This is a genomic window from Rhodococcus sp. APC 3903 (assembly GCF_030407755.1).
In the GTDB taxonomy this organism is placed as follows: Bacteria; Actinomycetota; Actinomycetes; order Mycobacteriales; family Mycobacteriaceae; genus Rhodococcus_F; species Rhodococcus_F erythropolis.
On record NZ_JASDCV010000017.1, the window covers coordinates 1 to 16,281 of the forward strand.

General features: G+C 60.3%; 17 protein-coding genes and 1 pseudogene. 9 read left to right on the forward strand and 9 right to left on the reverse strand.

Annotation, left to right across the window (positions count from 1 at the left end; translation table 11 throughout):
* Window positions 1-182 (forward strand): annotated as a pseudogene (locus QMA15_RS22575) (HNH endonuclease); the annotation flags it as partial.
* Window positions 183-282: 100 nt separating this feature from the next.
* On the opposite strand, the gene QMA15_RS22580 reads toward QMA15_RS22575, so the two are convergent.
* The 4 genes from QMA15_RS22580 to QMA15_RS22595 all read right to left on the reverse strand — a co-directional run bounded on the left by QMA15_RS22580 (window position 283) and on the right by QMA15_RS22595 (window position 3,631).
* Complete coding sequence (locus tag QMA15_RS22580; protein WP_290286573.1) at window positions 283-981, reverse strand: type 1 glutamine amidotransferase domain-containing protein; 699 nt, start codon at window positions 979-981, stop codon at window positions 283-285.
* Between the two features lie 153 nt (window positions 982-1,134).
* Window positions 1,135-2,568: a lipase family protein gene (locus QMA15_RS22585; RefSeq protein WP_181447546.1), complete on the reverse strand. Its 1,434-nt coding sequence runs from the start codon at window positions 2,566-2,568 to the stop codon at window positions 1,135-1,137.
* 144 nt (window positions 2,569-2,712) lie between these two features.
* Window positions 2,713-3,384, reverse strand: a complete 672-nt coding sequence (locus tag QMA15_RS22590; protein ID WP_081051136.1) for a TetR/AcrR family transcriptional regulator — start codon at window positions 3,382-3,384, stop codon at window positions 2,713-2,715.
* Between the two features lie 76 nt (window positions 3,385-3,460).
* Complete coding sequence (locus tag QMA15_RS22595) at window positions 3,461-3,631, reverse strand: hypothetical protein (protein ID WP_175470379.1); 171 nt, start codon at window positions 3,629-3,631, stop codon at window positions 3,461-3,463.
* Between the two features lie 152 nt (window positions 3,632-3,783).
* On the opposite strand from QMA15_RS22595, the gene QMA15_RS22600 reads away from it, so the two are divergent.
* Window positions 3,784-4,197, forward strand: coding sequence for a hypothetical protein (locus QMA15_RS22600; RefSeq protein ID WP_269576684.1), 414 nt, complete (start codon window positions 3,784-3,786; stop codon window positions 4,195-4,197).
* A 15-nt stretch (window positions 4,198-4,212) separates the two neighbouring features.
* Here QMA15_RS22600 and QMA15_RS22605 read toward each other — a convergent pair whose 3' ends face one another.
* The 3 genes from QMA15_RS22605 to QMA15_RS22615 all read right to left on the reverse strand — a co-directional run bounded on the left by QMA15_RS22605 (window position 4,213) and on the right by QMA15_RS22615 (window position 6,672).
* A complete protein-coding gene (locus QMA15_RS22605) occupies window positions 4,213-5,487 on the reverse strand; it encodes an RNA polymerase sigma factor (RefSeq protein WP_019745926.1) in 1,275 nt (424 codons plus the stop codon).
* A 3-nt stretch (window positions 5,488-5,490) separates the two neighbouring features.
* On the reverse strand, window positions 5,491-5,919 hold the full coding sequence (locus tag QMA15_RS22610) for a YciI family protein (RefSeq protein ID WP_007735729.1): 429 nt from the start codon (window positions 5,917-5,919) through the stop codon (window positions 5,491-5,493).
* A gap of 159 nt (window positions 5,920-6,078) precedes the next feature.
* A complete protein-coding gene (locus QMA15_RS22615; RefSeq protein ID WP_290286581.1) occupies window positions 6,079-6,672 on the reverse strand; it encodes a hypothetical protein in 594 nt (197 codons plus the stop codon).
* A gap of 93 nt (window positions 6,673-6,765) precedes the next feature.
* Between QMA15_RS22615 and QMA15_RS22620 the strand changes: the two genes are divergently transcribed.
* Both QMA15_RS22620 and QMA15_RS22625 read left to right on the forward strand, forming a co-directional pair.
* A complete protein-coding gene (locus tag QMA15_RS22620; protein WP_069145344.1) occupies window positions 6,766-7,737 on the forward strand; it encodes an alpha/beta hydrolase in 972 nt (323 codons plus the stop codon).
* 9 nt (window positions 7,738-7,746) lie between these two features.
* Complete coding sequence (locus tag QMA15_RS22625) at window positions 7,747-8,826, forward strand: helix-turn-helix domain-containing protein (protein ID WP_229756694.1); 1,080 nt, start codon at window positions 7,747-7,749, stop codon at window positions 8,824-8,826.
* 22 nt (window positions 8,827-8,848) lie between these two features.
* Here QMA15_RS22625 and QMA15_RS22630 read toward each other — a convergent pair whose 3' ends face one another.
* Complete coding sequence (locus QMA15_RS22630) at window positions 8,849-9,748, reverse strand: LysR family transcriptional regulator (protein WP_290286584.1); 900 nt, start codon at window positions 9,746-9,748, stop codon at window positions 8,849-8,851.
* Window positions 9,749-9,889: 141 nt separating this feature from the next.
* On the opposite strand from QMA15_RS22630, the gene QMA15_RS22635 reads away from it, so the two are divergent.
* The 5 genes from QMA15_RS22635 to QMA15_RS22655 all read left to right on the forward strand — a co-directional run bounded on the left by QMA15_RS22635 (window position 9,890) and on the right by QMA15_RS22655 (window position 15,487).
* Entirely contained in the window at window positions 9,890-11,305 is a 1,416-nt protein-coding gene (locus QMA15_RS22635) for an FAD-binding oxidoreductase (protein WP_141488170.1), read from the forward strand.
* 13 nt (window positions 11,306-11,318) lie between these two features.
* Window positions 11,319-11,960, forward strand: a complete 642-nt coding sequence (locus tag QMA15_RS22640; protein ID WP_290286587.1) for a histidine phosphatase family protein — start codon at window positions 11,319-11,321, stop codon at window positions 11,958-11,960.
* Complete coding sequence (locus QMA15_RS22645; protein ID WP_290286589.1) at window positions 11,960-13,144, forward strand: winged helix DNA-binding domain-containing protein; 1,185 nt, start codon at window positions 11,960-11,962, stop codon at window positions 13,142-13,144. The genes QMA15_RS22640 and QMA15_RS22645 overlap by 1 nt, the downstream gene beginning before the upstream one ends.
* Before the next feature lie 133 nt (window positions 13,145-13,277).
* Window positions 13,278-14,753 carry an aldehyde dehydrogenase family protein gene (locus tag QMA15_RS22650; RefSeq protein ID WP_290286591.1) on the forward strand — a complete coding sequence of 492 codons (1,476 nt, stop codon included), beginning with the start codon at window positions 13,278-13,280 and terminating at the stop codon, window positions 14,751-14,753.
* The gene (locus QMA15_RS22655; protein WP_153212901.1) at window positions 14,750-15,487 is read left to right on the forward strand and encodes an SDR family NAD(P)-dependent oxidoreductase; all 738 of its coding nucleotides are present in this window, start codon (window positions 14,750-14,752) and stop codon (window positions 15,485-15,487) included. Before QMA15_RS22650 ends, QMA15_RS22655 begins: the two co-directional genes overlap by 4 nt.
* An 82-nt stretch (window positions 15,488-15,569) precedes the next feature.
* Here the strand turns inward: QMA15_RS22655 and QMA15_RS22660 are convergent, their stop codons facing one another.
* Window positions 15,570-16,211 carry a TetR/AcrR family transcriptional regulator gene (locus QMA15_RS22660; protein ID WP_021346000.1) on the reverse strand — a complete coding sequence of 214 codons (642 nt, stop codon included), beginning with the start codon at window positions 16,209-16,211 and terminating at the stop codon, window positions 15,570-15,572.
* Window positions 16,212-16,281 lie beyond the last annotated feature (70 nt).

Sequence of the window (16,281 nt, forward strand, 5' to 3'; positions counted from 1 at the left end):
CGGTGATGAACAACCTTGTCCTGCTGTGCCGTTCGCATCACCGGTTGATGCACCGAAAATCCGGGTTCGTCGGGAAATGGGTGATCCGCATCGGGGTCGACAACAAACCCTGGTTCATCCCACCGCCCTCGATCGACCCCGGGCAGCATCCGCGGCCGGCGAACACCACCTTCAAAACCTGAGGTAGTACTCCTCGGGCACAACAGAACACGGCCCAGCACCGCATCGAAAGAGTCCTCGATGCGGTGCCAAAAGCCGTGCTCGGGCCTAGCCGGTGATCGTTCAGCCCAAGTCCGCGACGATCCGCTCGGCGAGCGGCTTCGACGAAGCCGGATTCTGACCGGTGTAGAGCTTCCGGTCCACCACGACATAAGGCGACCACGCCTCAGCCTTCGAGAATTTGCCGCCCAACTCGCGTAGCCGAGTTTCGAGCAGCCACGGAGCCTTGTCCGCCAGACCAGCCTGCGTCTCCTCTTCGTTGGTGAACGCCGTCAGCTGATAGCCGTCGAACAGCCAGCTTCCATCGGATCTCTGGGCGGGCAGAAGTGCCGCCGGTGCGTGACAGACCGCCGAAACCACCTTGTCGGCGTCCAAGAACTTCACCAGAAGCTCGCCGAAGGATGCCGACACTGCAAGATCTTCCATCGGTCCATGTCCACCTGGCACAAAGACCACGTCGTAGTCGGCAGCATCGGCGTTCTCCAGAATCTCCGGCGAATCCAGCACCGGCTGCAGATCGGCGATGTACTTGCGCATACGATCAGCGCCTTCTTGCCCGCCGTTGACCTCAGGCGCCAGGCTTCCCTCATCCACAACGGGGGCTTTACCGCCAGGCGTCGCGATCACGATGTCGTAGCCGCCCTCGACGAAAACGCGATGCGCCTCGACCAGTTCTTCCGCCCAGTATCCGGTTGGGTGGGCTGTCCCGTCGTTCAGCGTCCAGTGATCTGCAGAAGTGACTGCAAACAACAGCTTTGTCATCGCGCAACCTTTCGTCGGTGACAGGAACCCAATTGTGACAAGAAGCCAGTTGTGACAAGACTCCATTGTCAAGGCCCGATCAGTGAAACAACGTCCAGTCAGTGCAACACCTTGCCCCTGGGAGAATTCCTCACCACAACATCACGTCCCCCGCTAGTTTCCGATCGGCTTGCCGAACAGGCCTGCGACAAGTTCGCCCACTGCGTCTTCCCAGACCGGCCACGTTCTCTGATCAAGCGCCATCGATCCAGCATCGAAGGTGCTGCACCCCTGTTGGGCCGGGACGCCGGCGAACCGATCACGAAGCCACAGCAGAGCACTCGGCAATGCGACGACTTCCATGCTGACATGCTCACTGAAGTGGTCTCTGGTGTAAACGACACTCGCAGAAGGATCTTGGCAATAGGTATCGACAAGTTTGTTCACCGGGCCCACAGGCACCAACCAGTCGGGATTCGACTGGTAGATGTACATCGGCACGTCAGGAACGGACTTACCCATGGCAGCTCGAGAGAGCGCGGCTCTCACCGTGGGATGTTGGACGGGATCTCCCGGTACATCGAGGAAACCTTTGATGTTGAGGAAGGGCACGGCAGCCGACGTCCAGAGCATGCACAGGTTGTCTTTGGCAGCGAAAAGCGCTCGGCCGGCGGGGCTTATGTGCTGATCTATGAAGCCTGCGAGTTCAGAATCTTCTCGGCTCACTCCGATGACACCGGCAGCGACGATCCCGGCCCCTAGAGCGTTGTTGGCATTGTCGAGCAAAGCACCGAGATCGGCTGCAACACCGCCTTCGGCGACTCCGACGACATTCAGTTCCGGGGCATAGGTGCGCCGTATTTCAGCCGCGTGACCAGTAGGAATCGACCCGCCCGAGTACCCGAGCAGCCCTACTCGAGTCGACCGACCTTGCAGATCCATGGGTTCGAAGTTCTCGGCCGCACGAATACCGTCGAGCGTGATCCGCGCGGCTACCGGGCCGGACGCGAAAGAAGAATTCGGCCCCTGATGATCGGGCACCGATAGTGCCCAGCCCTGCGCCAGCGCCGCTTGCACTTCGAGGAACTGCGCCCCACCAGTGGCAGCGCCCGTCACCAGCCACGGCAATGCGCCCTGCTGCATGACATACGAAGGTGCGCAGTAACTTCCGAGCGAGTCTTCGGCCATCTGAAAGGACAGCAGCGGACGCGGCCCGCCGTCGCGAGTGTCGCCGCGAGGCTTGATCACTGTGGTGACAGCCGGAATCGCCTCACCCGCAGCGTTATTGGAACGATAGGAGATCTGCCACGCATCAACATTGGTCGGAATCAGATTGAGAGTACCGAGATTCACTGTACGCGCGGCAATGATCTCACCCGGCTCCTTGGATTCGACGACCCCGGCGGGCGGTTCATAAAAGGCCTGGTCCAGCGCAGGCAATAGCGGCGCAACCGCAGGCGGCAGGGCAGGCTGGACCTGAACTTGGGTAGGAACACCTCCGTCCGGTGCCGCTGAGGCAGGTGCCGAAAGTGCGATCTGCCCGATTACTGCAATCACGGCAATCGCGAAGCCCCCGCATTGTCGGTCAGTTGTCCAGCGTCGTCCCATACCAATTCCTCCCCGAAAAAGCACAGATTGCCTTGTGTTGCCGCAGTTCTCATCACGGGCGCACAAGTTAGATGCGAGTGTCTAACATATTGAGGACGAGAGTAGAGCGTTGTGGGCTGGATTACAATCCCCGGTGTTCGTGACCTATTCGCCGGCACGAAGGGGCGCGTCGTCAATCAACGCGTTCAGGAGCACCGTCATCAGATCCACCAGTACCGACACAGGGGGACGAGGCTCCGTAGTGCTCCACTGGTGCACCAGCGCGGTAAGCGCACCGATGAAGGCAGTGGACGCCCACCGGTAACCACCCGGCGGTTCGTAATCGTCGCCCACAATCCCTTTGATGATCGACTCGAAAAATGTTGCCCAAACCGAACGTTGGTCCACACGATGCTTTTCCACTCGAGGACTGACACCCACGACGTCGATGAAGGCAACGTGTGCACGTCGCGGGTCACTTCCGACCGACTCGACGAAGGCAGCCATGGCCGTTGCTGCCTTGTCCCGCAGATTGACCGAAGGCTCCGCGTCGAGTGCGTCGACCATCGCAATTCTGGCGTCGAGTTGAATCTGGTCATACAGCGCCAGGAGTAGATCCTCGCGGCTACCGAACTCGTCGTAGAACTGCCTTCTGGCCAAACTCGCGGACGCACAGATATCCGCCACCGAACTTCCGGCATACCCCTTGTCGGCAAACACACTGAGAGCAGCATTCAAGAAGAGGGAACGGCGCTCGGCCTTGCGTGCCGCGACCGACCTTCCTCCATAGTTCCTGTCTGTTTCAGCAATTGCCACGCCTGCCAGGGTATGCGGCATCGCGCTGCAGACAAAACGTACCTGACCTGCTGCGCAGTTCAGTCGCCGACGCTGGCGCGCTCACGCCGAAGTGCGATCAGGCCAGTACGAAGGCCACGGCAAAAAGTGTCCAGGCGGCAGCAAGAACCGTCGACGCCGCAGTAACTGCCCCGGTCACGGCAGGTCGAGTGCTGCAGTTGCGCGCCGCGATGATCCCGACGGTCATCAAGGTCAGCGCCATCAGGAATGACAGAACCACGATCTTCACCAGCAACCCCTTCGACGTCGGCCAACAGAACCGGAGACCATTTAGATAGTACACAAATAGATCGTGCATTAATCAAATTGAATCAGTCAGGTACCTCTTGACAACATTCGATTGAAACTGTCAGGCTAAACCTGACGAATGGAGAATTTCTTATGCAAGATCTGATCGAGACCGCCCTGACCGCAAAGATCGAGACCGCCGCAACTTCGACGGCTAACGTCGCAATCTCCGAGGCCGGCGCGCAGGCGGACAAGATTGTCGGAACGGATCCATTACCTGGCAGCCCCGAATGGGAGGCAGAACAGGACACCGACATCCCGGCGCAGCGTCAGATGGCTTGGCAGTTGGCAAGTTTCCGGATCCAGCTCGCCGCAGGCATCGATTCGACGGCAAGCGTCATGAGCCTGCGAAGATTCGGCGCAACATGGGCGACCATCGGCCGCGCTGCCGGAATGACCCGTCAGTCCGCCCATGAACGGTGGGGTCGACGTGTATCGGACATGCTCGATCCTTACGGGGTCGGGATGCCGCCCATGGTGCCGAACGATGATCCGACTCAGCCCTGACTACCAATCGTGTGACTACTGATCCGACAGCAGCGCATCTGCTTTCGCGACCAATACTGCACGCTCACGCTCGTTCCCGGCCAGCCTCGCTGCTTCGAGGAGTTCGGTTCTAGCCTCCTCGGATCGGCCGAGCTGACTGAGCAACTCCCCCCGAACACTGGGAAGCAGGTGGTAGCCCGTCAATTCACCTGAAGCGACAAGCTTGTCGACGAATTCGAGCGCAGGGCCAGGACCGTATGCCATGGATACCGCCGCCGCATGATTGAGGTCGACCACGGGCGACGGGGCCAGTTGCGCCAGAGCCTCGTAGAGGATGACTATCTTCTTCCAATCGGTGTCATCGAAAGTTGCTGCTCGCGCATGACATTCGGCTATCGCTGCCTGCAAACCGTACGGGCCACGTCCACGCCCGACGGCGTCAGCTCGTTCCAGCGCTGCAAGCCCACGCGAGATCTGTAGGCGGTCCCACCTAGTCCGGTCCTGGTCCGCCAGCAGGATGGGCTCACCTGTCGAGGTTGTCCGAGCGCCGAATCTCGAGGCTGTCAGCTCCATCAACGCGACAAGGCCGTGTACCTCGGATTCCCCGGGGACCAATTCGGCGAGTATTCGCGCGAGCCGCAGAGCTTCAGCACTCAGGTCCGCCCGCATCCACTCGTCCCCCGAGCTGGCTGCATAACCTTCGTTGAACACCAGGTACAGAACTCCGAGGACGGCGCTCAACCTGCTCGAAAACTCTTCTCGTCCTGGAACTTCGAAAACCGCTTTCGATGCGGTCAACGCCTTCTTCGCACGGACTATCCGCTGCTGAACTGTCGCGGTCGGCGTCAGGAACGCCTTCGCAATTTCTTCGGTGGTCAACCCGCCCACAACCCGAAGAGTCAAGGCCACCTGCGCTTTTCGATTCAACACCGGGTGGCAGGCGATGAACATCAGCCGGAGGACGTCGTCGTCGATCCGATCCGGATCCCAGCTGACGTCGTCGAAATGCGAAGCGTCGTTCTCGAGTTCACGCGCAAAGTGGGCGTAGCGCTCGTCCAGCCTCTCACGTCGTCGCCACCCGTCGATTGCTCGACGCGTCGCAACGGAAGTCAGCCAGGCAGCGGGATTTCGGGGAACTCCGGTGGCCGGCCACTGCTCGACGGCTTCGAGCAGAGCCTGCGCTGCCAGGTCTTCGGCGAGATCAAGATCTCCGACGGTGCGAGTCAACGTGGCGACGATCTTCGCGGATTCGATTCGCCAGACCGCGTCGACAGCCTTTCTCGTTTCTTCTCGCACCGCCTCGTCGGTCATGGTTCAGCCTGCGACCGGACGATCGGTACCGAGCTCTTCGCGCCAGCCGGCTTCCTTCTGGATGTACTCGTTGTCCTGATCGAAGTCCGACATCTCGCTCACGCGGCGCACCTCGAGCTTGCTTCCCGGCCCGAGCGGGCAGCGCTTCGCCCATTCCAAGGCTTCGTCTTTGGTCGACGTCTGAATGATCCAGAATCCCGAGAACAACTCCTTCGTCTCGCCGTACGGGCCATCGGAGACCAGCGGCGGATCGGACTCGAAATCGACGATGAATCCCTCCTCCATCGCCAATCCCTCACCTGCCAGCAAGACACCGGCCTTGATCAAGGATTCGTTGTATTGCCCCATCGCGGCGATGATCTCGTCGAAGTCCATGTCCTTGGATGCTTCGATGGCTTCGTCGGTGGAACGCATGATCAGCATGTACTTCATGAGAATCTCCTTCGTTTGTGGACCGCTCATTCGGTCCCTCTGCCTACACGTCGAACGGCAAAGACGCCGATCGACAAACTTCCGAAACTAATTTTCGAAGGACAAATCCGCCGGTCGAATACGTTGCCCACGGTATCGGCAGAAGGGTCGTCTGGCAGCTCAGAAATCGAGAAATCCTGGCACGACTTCATCGGCGAGCCCGGCCGCGTCAGCGCTCCCGTAGAAATACACCGAGCCGTAGCCAAACAGGTATGCCTCGACGAACTCGGGTTGCGGCTCGGCAACCACCGGCCATCCCTCTTCATTGATCTGGAACAGGAAGCGATGCCCGTCCGCCTCGACGGCATCGGCGTAGGACGGTTCATTTTGTATGAGTACCGGTTGCGGCGCGATCAACACCAACGGCATCACTTCGTCGTCTGCGGGAAGATTGATCAACGCCGCGCCCCCCAGGCCCTCGTGAGTGCCGGCCGATTCCGCACCTCGTGATGACGGCGGGTGCAGGACTGCCCTGACCCCGATGTCCGGGTATTCGAGGTCGTCGTCGCCGATGGAGAATCCCCGACGGATGAAGACGGAAAGCTCTCGCGCACCGAGCCACGGAGTCGTGTGCGCCTCGAGCGTCAAGAGATACTCATGCGTCTGCAAAATCGGCTGACCAGCGAAAACCTGCGGCGGGCGTCCACCGATCCTGGACCCAACTTCCGAATCGCTCGAACCCACCCCGAGATGTACTCTGTCCACCGGCGTCATCCTAGGGAGATCCGACGGGCGTCGGAAGAAGACTTTCCGATTTCCTACAAACCACTGGTGACGTAGGCCACATTCAGGATCGATGATGAGTGCATGACAACATTCCCCACTCTCGACCCCGAACTCGCCGCAGCACTCACCATGCTCCCGAAAGTGGACTTCGCTGACCTCCCCAACGCGCGGGCCACCTACGACGCTCTGATCGGCGCCATGTTGGCCGACCTGCCATTTGACGGAGTCTCGCTTCGTGAACTGTCCGCTCCTGGCCTGGACGGCGATCCGGAAGTCACGATTCGTTTCTTCACCCCGGACAACACCGCCGGCCCTGTCCCCGTTCTGCTCTGGATCCACGGCGGCGGATTTGCAATCGGCACCGCTGAGTCCAGCGATCCATTTTGTGTCGAGGTAGCGCGCGAACTCGGATTCGCCGTTGCAAACGTGGAGTACCGCCTCGCCCCCGAAACCTCCTTTCCCGGCCCCGTCAACGACTGCTACGCCGCACTCGTCTACATCCACGCCCATGCCGAGGAACTGGGGGTCGATCCCAGCCGCATCGCAGTGGGCGGGCAGAGTGCAGGCGGCGGATTGGCCGCAGGCACTGTCCTCAAAGCCCGCGACGAGGGCGTTGTGCCCGTGGCATTCCAATTCCTCGAAATTCCTGAACTCGACGACCGTCTGGCGACTGTCTCGATGACGAACTTCGTCGACACACCGTTGTGGCACCGCCCCAACGCCATCCTGTCGTGGAAGTACTACCTCGGCGAGTCGTATTCAGGACCCGAAGATCCTGACGTCTCCATTTACGCTGCGCCGTCCCGGGCGACCGACCTCACCGGTCTGCCGCCGACCTACCTGTCCACCATGGAACTCGACCCTCTTCGCGACGAAGGAATCGAATACGCCCTTCGACTGCTGCATGCGGGAGTCAGCGTCGAATTGCACTCCTTCCCCGGAACCTTTCACGGGTCGGCACTAGTGGCGACCGCAGCAGTCAGCGAAAGAAGTGCCGCCGAAGCCCTCACTGCGCTCCGGAGAGGGTTGCGTTCGCTGTCGCCTGTCTCGTAGCGTTGCGAGATGCAAGGACTGATGTACCGGCTTGCCGAGCTCGATGCAGACTCGGCAGGCCTGGTACGTGTCATCGATTACTTCGACACGCTCGTGCGGCACGGCTCCGACACCGCATCTCTGCTTCGCGCGAGCGCGCAGTTGGCGGACTGCGTTGTAGGTATCGAGATCGTGGAACACGGTAGAAGCAAGAAGAATTTGCGCCGATGTGACCCACGCGGCCGATGGTCACCCGAACCCCAGTTCCCTCCGAGCATGGCCAGGGACATCGCTGTAGACGACGAGGTTCTCGGGAAGGTATGGATCGAGCGTCCTGGTGCGCACTTGCCGCTCGACGAAATGCTCGTCGACCGAATGGCCCTGACCGCAGCGATAATCCTGCAACCCCGACGCTTGCCTACCGAAGCCGAGCACACTCGAAATCTGTTGTTCCCGATGGATGAACTCGCGGTGCTCACCTCCTGCGCCGGTCTCGGTATCGAACCCCAAACCCCAGTCCGCGTCATGGCAACCAAGGCAGTCTCAGACACGGCCGGCGGCACTGCACACCTTGTTATTTCGCAAGATTGCACACCTGGCAAAGCCGTTGGGATAGAAGCTGATGGCGAGTATCTGAATCTCGTGGCGGGTTCGTTCGCACCGACACCCGAGCTGTCCGAGTCAGCACTGTCGTCATCCATTCGCGCCGGAATATCTTTGGCTGCTTCCGCTTCCGAAGTGAATACAATACTCAGCACTGCACGATTCGCTCGCGCACAGGCGTCAGCAACAACACCGATCGTGAACGCCGACGATCTCGGCGCCCTCAACCTCCTGGCACCGGGATCACACATCGATCACTCGCGAATACCGGATCTGGTTCTTGCCGAAGAGATCGGCGATACCAAACAGGGATTAGAACTACTCGAAACCTTGAGGGCATACCTGCAATCCGGAACATTGAGGGCCGCAGCCGATTCCATGCATCTTCATCACAGCAGCGTCGCGCACCGATTGGCAAAGCTGTCCCAGCACGTCGGATTCCACGTCGACACCATCGAGAACCGGGCACGCGCAACAGCCATGATGCTGGTCCTCGATGGCGGATAGGGCCCACCGCGCATCACTTGCGCTACGCAGTGGTTGACGATCTTTCGCGTTCGGCAAGCGCAACGAAGGGTGCAAGCGCGGGATTCGGGTTGTCCGGACGGTAGGTCACGGCAACTTCGAGAGTCGGCTGCATACCGGCGATCTCACACAGATGAATACCCGGGATTCGGAGCATCCGGGCCCGCCCCTGCGGGATCGGCGCAATTCCCACCCCGTCCGAGACGGCGTGCAAAACCTGCTCGTCGTCAGCCTCGAATCGAACGATATTGGGAGTGCTGTCGGGCCAAAGCTGTTCGAGCGTGCGCGAATACATCCCGGGTGCATTCGCCTCGGGCCAGAATACGACGGGGACGTCCACCAGATCTCCGAGTTCGAGTGTCGTTCGATCCCCGAACGGATGATCCACGGGAACGGCAACCAGGATAGGTTCGGTGTCGAGGACGATCAGGGGAAGTTCACGATCGTCGTCATCGAGCGGCGGTCGCACAACCGCGATGTCGACGGCTCCGGTTCGGACGAGGTCGACAGTCTGCGCCGAAGTGCCCCGGTGCACGACAACTTCGACGCCTGGATAGAGCTTGCGATAAGTGCTGACCAGATCTCCGACGGTGCCACCCGCCCACGACCGGGTGTACGCGATGCGCAGTTCCCCGTCCACGCCGCGTGCAGCCAATCGAATTCGTTCGACCGCCCGGTCTGCGCACCCGAGCAAGAAGCGTGCCTCCCGTACCGCTACCCGCCCCGCGTCGGTGAAAGTGAACTGCGGACCTCGGCGATCCACCAGAGGAACTCCGAGCTCGCGCTCGAGAACCTTGATCTGCTGACTGAGTGCAGATTGCGCCACGTGGACGTTCGCGGCGGCGCGAGTGAAGCTGCCGTGATCCGACAGAGCGATCAGATAGCGTGCGCGCTGCAGGTTCATACGGCGATTATAAGAAGAACAGATGGTGGTGTCACTACTTGGTCTTGGACAGCGCATCACCTGAGGTCGGAGGATCGAGTGCAGGTTGTTCCACCGCTCGTCTCCCGAAAAACTGTCCCCCGAACGATCACAAGGTTGAACATGAGCCCCCGAACACTCGTCGAAGCACGCGAACCTGCAACGGACGCGAGGTTCCTCGACGCCCTCGCAGAGATCGTCGGCGAAGCGCACGTCCTCACCGATCCAGAGCTGATCGAGGGTTACACACGCGACTGGACGGGACGTTGGATCGGTGACGCAATAGCTGTGGTCCGTCCGGCCGACACCGCCGAAGTGTCCGCCGTCGTCACGACCTGCTTCGAGGCCGGGATTCCCATCACCCCGCAAGGTGGAAATACCGGACTTGTCGGTGGCGGAATACCATCGGCTGGATCAGTGGTGCTGAGCACCAGGCGTTTGGATTCGATCGAGACCGTCGACCCCATCGGCCGGACAATCGCGGCCGGTGCGGGCGTGACCGTCGCTCGCGCCGACCTGGCGGCCTCCGCACATGGCCTCCGATTCGGAATCGATTTGGCATCAAAGGAATCCGCGACCCTCGGCGGCATCGTCGCAACCAACGCCGGCGGTACCCGCATGGTCCGATACGGAAATACACGGGCACAGATACTCGGAATCGAGGCAGTACTCGCCGATGGTTCCGTCTTGAGCAGGTGGACTCCACTTGTCAAAGACAATGTCGGATACGACATCCCAGGGCTTCTTGCGGGCAGTGAGGGAACGCTCGCGATTGTCACCAAGGTCCTGATGAAGTTGGTCACCCCGGCGACCGACACCCAAGTTGTACTCGCGGGTGTGCGCGACGTCGATCAAGCGCTGCAGCTGTGTAATCGCGTGCGCCAGAGCGGGTTGACCGTGGAGGCCGCCGAGATCATGACCGACGACGGCATCTCCCTCGTCTGCGCACACACCGATGCCCGTCGCCCGTTCGGAACACCGTCACCGATGTACACCCTGATCGAGGTGTCATCGCCGCGCGAGACGGAAGAGTCACTCCTGGAAGTTCTCTCTGCCTCTGCCGATCTCATCGAGGACGCGACAGTTGAGCCTGGCCCCGCTCGAAAACTGTGGACTCTGCGAGAAAGCCATACCGAAAGCATCAGCGCTTCATCGACGACTCCGGTGGTCAAACTCGACATCTCCGTCCCCTTGTCCGTGATGGGCATGTTCATCGAGAGCCTCCGCGAAGTACTCACCGAACGATTCGTCCATGTGCGTCCAATGTTGTTCGGACACTTCGCCGACGGGAATATCCATGTGAATCTTCTTGACGCCGAACCGAGCATCGCCCACGAACTGACCGATACGGTCTTCGAACTCGTCTCCGCCCATCACGGAAGTATCAGCGCCGAGCACGGGATCGGTCGCGCGAAGTCACCGTGGATAGCGCTGGGGCGCACGGAAACCGACATCGCCGCCATGAAGCTGATCAAATCGTCCTGGGATCCGCGTGGAATCCTCAATCCTGGAATACTGTTGCCCGAAACGGTCGGGTAACAAAAGGGGTCTCGTGCAGGATCTTTACGTCGTCACTCATCCTCATGCCGAACACACAGCACAGGACATCGTCGGAGGTTGGCACAATTCGGTTCTCACGCCCGCAGGCAGGCGCGATGCAGAATTGATCGCCGAAGAGTTGAAACGTCGACGCGCAGGAACTTCGCGCCCGATCCGCATCACCTCTTCCGACCTCGAACGGTGCGCCGAGACATCCGCGATCATCGCCCGGACGCTCGATGTTCCGGCGACAACAGACTCTCGATTGCGCGAAATCAGCTTCGGAGAAGCCGAAGGGCGCCCGAACTCGTGGCTGACCCAGCGGCAGGTTCCGGCTCCTGACAACAACCGCCTCGATCACCGTGGCCCCGTTGCCGGTGCCGAAACCCGCCGCGACATCGCATCAAGGGTCGGCGAGTGCGTGCGCGAACTGATGACCGAACTCGATCACGATCACATCGTCGTAACACACGGATTTGCACACACATTCGTCGTCTCCGCCTGGCTGCAGATCCCCGTCGAAGCCACAGGGTTTGCGAACTTCGCGACCACGCCCGGGGCCATCACACATCTCCAACACGACGACTACTGGCGCAATCGAACTCTCGCGCAACTAGCCGATACGACGCACTTGGCCTGTGGCACGATGGCCTGATGCGCCATGTTTCCGACGACGAACGCCGTGCACGCATAGGAGTACGTCACGCGCTGGCGCCTTCGTTCCGCGTCGATTCTCCGGAAGCTGCCACGCGGGCGATGACGGTACTGCACGCCACCGAATCAGCGACGGTCTATCTGTCTTGCTGGGCGAGGGTTCGGTCATTGGACGCCACTGACGTCGACAACGCCTTGTACGACCAACGCAGTCTCGTGAAGCAATTGGCTATGCGCCGCACGCTCTTCACCTTTCCCCGAGACTTGCTGCCGGCCGCGTGGTCGAGTGCGTCCGCCCGCGTCGCGAACACCGAGCGCGCACGAATGGCCAAGGATGTCGTCAAGGCCGGAATCGCCGTCGACGGCAACGACTGGCTCGATCGCGCGCGGGCGGAGGTTCTGACACTGCTCACCGATGCCCCTGAAGGCCTTTCCGCACTCGAGGTCCGTCAGGCAGTACCGATGATCGACGTCAAGGTCGAGGGTTCGGCAGGCGAAATCTGGTCGGCACCCAGGGTTCTCACGCACCTCGGGGCGACCGCAGACATCATGCGCGGCGCCAACACCGCCCGATTCCCCGTCTCACGCCCACTGTGGACTCTCACTCGACACTGGCTCGACGACGCCCCCACCGATCTCGAATCTGCAGACGGATACAGAGAAATAGTCCGACGCTGGCTCCACTCCTTCGGACCGGGGACGGAAGACGACATCGTCTGGTGGCTGGGCTCGACCAAGACGGTCGTCCGGGCCGCCCTCGCCGAACTCGAATCCGTTGCAGTCTCACTCGACGGAGGCGACACCGGCTGGTTACTACCGGATGACGTCGCCACGGTGCCTGATCCAGGTCCTTGGGTGGCACTCCTACCGGTGCTCGACCCGACGATCATGGGGTGGAAGAACCGTGACTTCTATCTCGGCCCGCACCGCAACCAACTCTTCGACACCCGAGGTAATGCCGGCACCACAGCTTGGGTCGACGGTCGTGTCGTGGGCTGCTGGATCCAAGACGCCGCCGGAGTGGTCCACGTTCGAGTACTCGAATCCGTGTCCGCGGATGCGCAACGGGCGCTCGACGCCGAGGCAGTTCGCCTGACCGAGTGGCTGGGTGGCGTCAAGATCGGCACCGGTTATGTCTCGCAGGCTATGAAGCAAGCGGTTGGAATTGCTGCAGCTACGCCTTGACGACGTAACCAGAACACTGTTCTAGCTGGTCTTTCTGCTGACGCCATCCATGGGCGGTAAGGCAACCATCGACAAGTGTACGAAACGTACAGTACACTTTGTCAGTCAGTGATTGACCGATCTAGGAGGTTCCATGGAGGGTCAAGCAGTTCGTGAATACGGTGCGTTCATCAACGGAGCGTTCCGAGCCATGGGCACATCCACATTCGAGGCGCGTGACGCCGCTTCCGGCGCTCTACTCGCCACACTGTCTCGGTGCGGGCCCACAGAGATCGACGACGCGGTCGAAGCCGCCAGGCGGGCATTTCCTGCATGGTCGAACCTGACCGCTGAAGAACGATCCGCCAAAATCTTGCAGTTTGCCGCGCTCGTGGAGGATCAGGCCGAAGAGCTTGCCCAGCTCGAATGTATGGATACCGGGCGCCATATCAGTGAGATGCGCGAGGACTATCGAGCCGCCGTCTCACACCTGCGATACTTTGCGTCAATCTCGCTGGCCCACCATGGCTTCGGCCGCGAGTTGGCATCGGGATACCTGGTCGCGAAGCGAGTGCCATTGGGCGTATGTGGACAGATCATTCCCTGGAACGATCCCGTGGTAATGACGGCGTTCAAGATTGCACCTGCTCTCGCTGCGGGAAACACAGTGGTCCTCAAACCTGATGAAAATGCTTGCGTTTCCGTCATGGAGCTGGCCAGGATCGCCGCCGACGTGTTTCCCGCAGGCGTTTTCAATGTTGTCCCTGGTCTTGGCGAGGAAGCCGGCGCAGCCCTGATAGACCATCCGAAGGTCAGCAAACTCGCTTTCACCGGAAGCACCGAAGTCGGCCGACTCGTGGCACACGCCGCAGCCTCACGGCTGATCTCGACCACACTCGAACTCGGCGGCAAGAGTCCCAGCATCGTGTTTCCTGATATCGAGGACATCGATGCAGTGGTCGCCGATGCCACCGCAGGTATCCTCATGTGCAACGGCCAATCCTGCTTGGCCGGAACACGTCTCTTCATCCACGAGGATATCTATGACACCTTCGTGGAAAAACTCGTCGCAGGATTCCGATCATTGCGAGTCGGGCCGCCACTGAACGAGGACACCGAACTGAGCGGATTGATCCACCGGGAACACGCCGAACGTGTGATCTCCATGATCAAATCCGGGATCGACGAAGGCGCACAACTACTTACAGGCGGGGATCGGGTAGAAGTGCCGGGATTCGAAGCCGGAAACTTCGTCGCGCCGACGATTCTCGAGGTCACCAACTCGATGCGAATCGCACAGGACGAAATCTTCGGACCTGTCCTGTGCGTCCTCAGATGGAACAACTACGAGCACGTGATCGCAGAAGCCAATGACACTCCGTACGGTCTCGCTGCTGGGATCTATACCTCCAACCTGAAGAACGCGATGCAAACCGCGGATCGTCTTGATGCGGGCTGCGTCTGGATCAATCAGTACTTCAATCTGGGAGGCGGTGTCCCCTTCGGGGGATTCAAGGAAAGCGGCCTGGGGCGAGAGTTCTGCCTCGAGACGCTCAACGAATACACCCAACTCAAATCCATCACTGTCGCCACGTCGACGCCCACGACAAACCAAGGAAGCACAAATTGAAAATCTCGGGAAATACCATCTTCATTGCCGGCGGAACCTCCGGTATCGGCCTCGCACTTGCAGTGGGATTGCAGAACGAGGGGAACAAGGTAATCGTCGGAGGGCGTCGATCCGCTCTGCTCCAAGAGATCTCGGACAAGTACCCGGGCATCAGCACGGTCGTCATCGACGTGGACGACCCGAGATCCATTCGAACCGCACATGAATCCGTCACGGAGGAATTTCCCGATCTGAACGTCCTCGTGACGATGTCGGGAATCATGTACCCGGAAGACTTGAAGAACCCGGACTTCCTCGACATCGCCGAGAGAACCGTCACGACAAACCTTCTCGGAACAATTCGCTTGGCCGGCCAGTTCATCCCGCATCTGATGACGAAGCCCAATGCCACCATCGTCACCGTCTCATCCGCCGTCGGCTTCGTCCCACTGCCCGTCACGCCCACGTACAACGCGACAAAGGCGGCGGTTCATCTCTTCACCGAGAGCATGCGCGTACAACTCGCCGATACCTCGATCCAGTGCATCGAACTCATCCCGCCAGGAGTCCGCACCACGCTGATGGGTCAGGAGAACTCGGAATCAGCTCTGCCACTTGATGACTACATTGTCGAGACCATCGGCCTACTGAAGGCGCACGACGACGCCACGGAAATCGTGGTCGACGCCGCCAAGCCGCTTCGCAACGCCGAGATCAACGGTGAGTACCAGCTAGTACTGAAGATGCTCAGCTGACACCCGAGTGTTGAGGCACATCGCAGTGCGGGGAGGGCAATTCACCCTCCACCGCGCTGCGGATTCTCAACGGAGAACCCGTCTATGCACCACTGCGGAGTCCACGAACTGCGTGATCGATGATCGAGCGCACAGTGTTGTCGTCGATACCCGCGTGCCCGACCAACATCCGATAGATCAACGGCCCGAAGAACAGATCGATCGCTTCCTCGGTGTCGATGTCTTCGCGAAAGTAGCCGGAATCCACACACCGCCGAATCAGTGCGGCGAAACCTCGACGACGTTCGTCGAGGAAGAACGTGCGGAAGTATGCCGCCGTCGTCGGATCGTTGGCACACGCGCCGACAAGTTCGGCAAAGATCGACCCGAGTGGACCTCGGTAGAACTTTCCGATGTCACCCAGATAGTCGTTCAAATCGGCTTGCGCACTATCAGTCTCGGGAAATGTCAGATGACGAGCCATGAGCACACCAAATGCTTCAGCAGCGATAGCTTGCCGCGACGGCCAGTGCCGATACAGAGTCACCTTGCTGACACCGGATTGTTCGGAGATCGCATCGATGGTCGCGGCCTTCATTCCACCGGATTTCAGAAGAGCTTCTGCTGATCTGAGGGCCTTCTCGTGAGCCGCCTCACTACGTGCACCCCTCGGAGGAGTCAGCAATCCCGTCTCGGCATCACCCGAGTCCCGAAACATGCCGTCATCGGGAGCGCGCTTACCCATGTCCACTCCTTAGTCCTTCAAGACCTTGCAGCACAGAGCATTTCCCGGCATCGGAGGACCCGGCACAGCC

Excerpts from the sequence above, each read along its gene's own strand:
- QMA15_RS22660 (WP_021346000.1), bottom strand. The coding sequence starts at position 16,211 with ATGGGTAAGCGCGCTCCCGATGACGGCATGTTTCGGGACTCGGGTGAT.
- QMA15_RS22630 (WP_290286584.1), bottom strand. The coding sequence starts at position 9,748 with ATGAACCTGCAGCGCGCACGCTATCTGATCGCTCTGTCGGATCACGGC.
- QMA15_RS22585 (WP_181447546.1), bottom strand. The coding sequence starts at position 2,568 with ATGGGACGACGCTGGACAACTGACCGACAATGCGGGGGCTTCGCGATT.
- QMA15_RS22645 (WP_290286589.1), top strand. The coding sequence starts at position 11,960 with ATGCGCCATGTTTCCGACGACGAACGCCGTGCACGCATAGGAGTACGT.
- QMA15_RS22650 (WP_290286591.1), top strand. The coding sequence starts at position 13,278 with ATGGAGGGTCAAGCAGTTCGTGAATACGGTGCGTTCATCAACGGAGCG.
- QMA15_RS22625 (WP_229756694.1), top strand. The coding sequence starts at position 7,747 with ATGCAAGGACTGATGTACCGGCTTGCCGAGCTCGATGCAGACTCGGCA.
- QMA15_RS22615 (WP_290286581.1), bottom strand. The coding sequence starts at position 6,672 with ATGACGCCGGTGGACAGAGTACATCTCGGGGTGGGTTCGAGCGATTCG.
- QMA15_RS22590 (WP_081051136.1), bottom strand. The coding sequence starts at position 3,384 with ATGCCGCATACCCTGGCAGGCGTGGCAATTGCTGAAACAGACAGGAAC.
- QMA15_RS22580 (WP_290286573.1), bottom strand. The coding sequence starts at position 981 with ATGACAAAGCTGTTGTTTGCAGTCACTTCTGCAGATCACTGGACGCTG.
- QMA15_RS22605 (WP_019745926.1), bottom strand. The coding sequence starts at position 5,487 with ATGACCGACGAGGCGGTGCGAGAAGAAACGAGAAAGGCTGTCGACGCG.
- QMA15_RS22620 (WP_069145344.1), top strand. The coding sequence starts at position 6,766 with ATGACAACATTCCCCACTCTCGACCCCGAACTCGCCGCAGCACTCACC.
- QMA15_RS22610 (WP_007735729.1), bottom strand. The coding sequence starts at position 5,919 with ATGAAGTACATGCTGATCATGCGTTCCACCGACGAAGCCATCGAAGCA.
- QMA15_RS22600 (WP_269576684.1), top strand. The coding sequence starts at position 3,784 with ATGCAAGATCTGATCGAGACCGCCCTGACCGCAAAGATCGAGACCGCC.
- QMA15_RS22635 (WP_141488170.1), top strand. The coding sequence starts at position 9,890 with ATGAGCCCCCGAACACTCGTCGAAGCACGCGAACCTGCAACGGACGCG.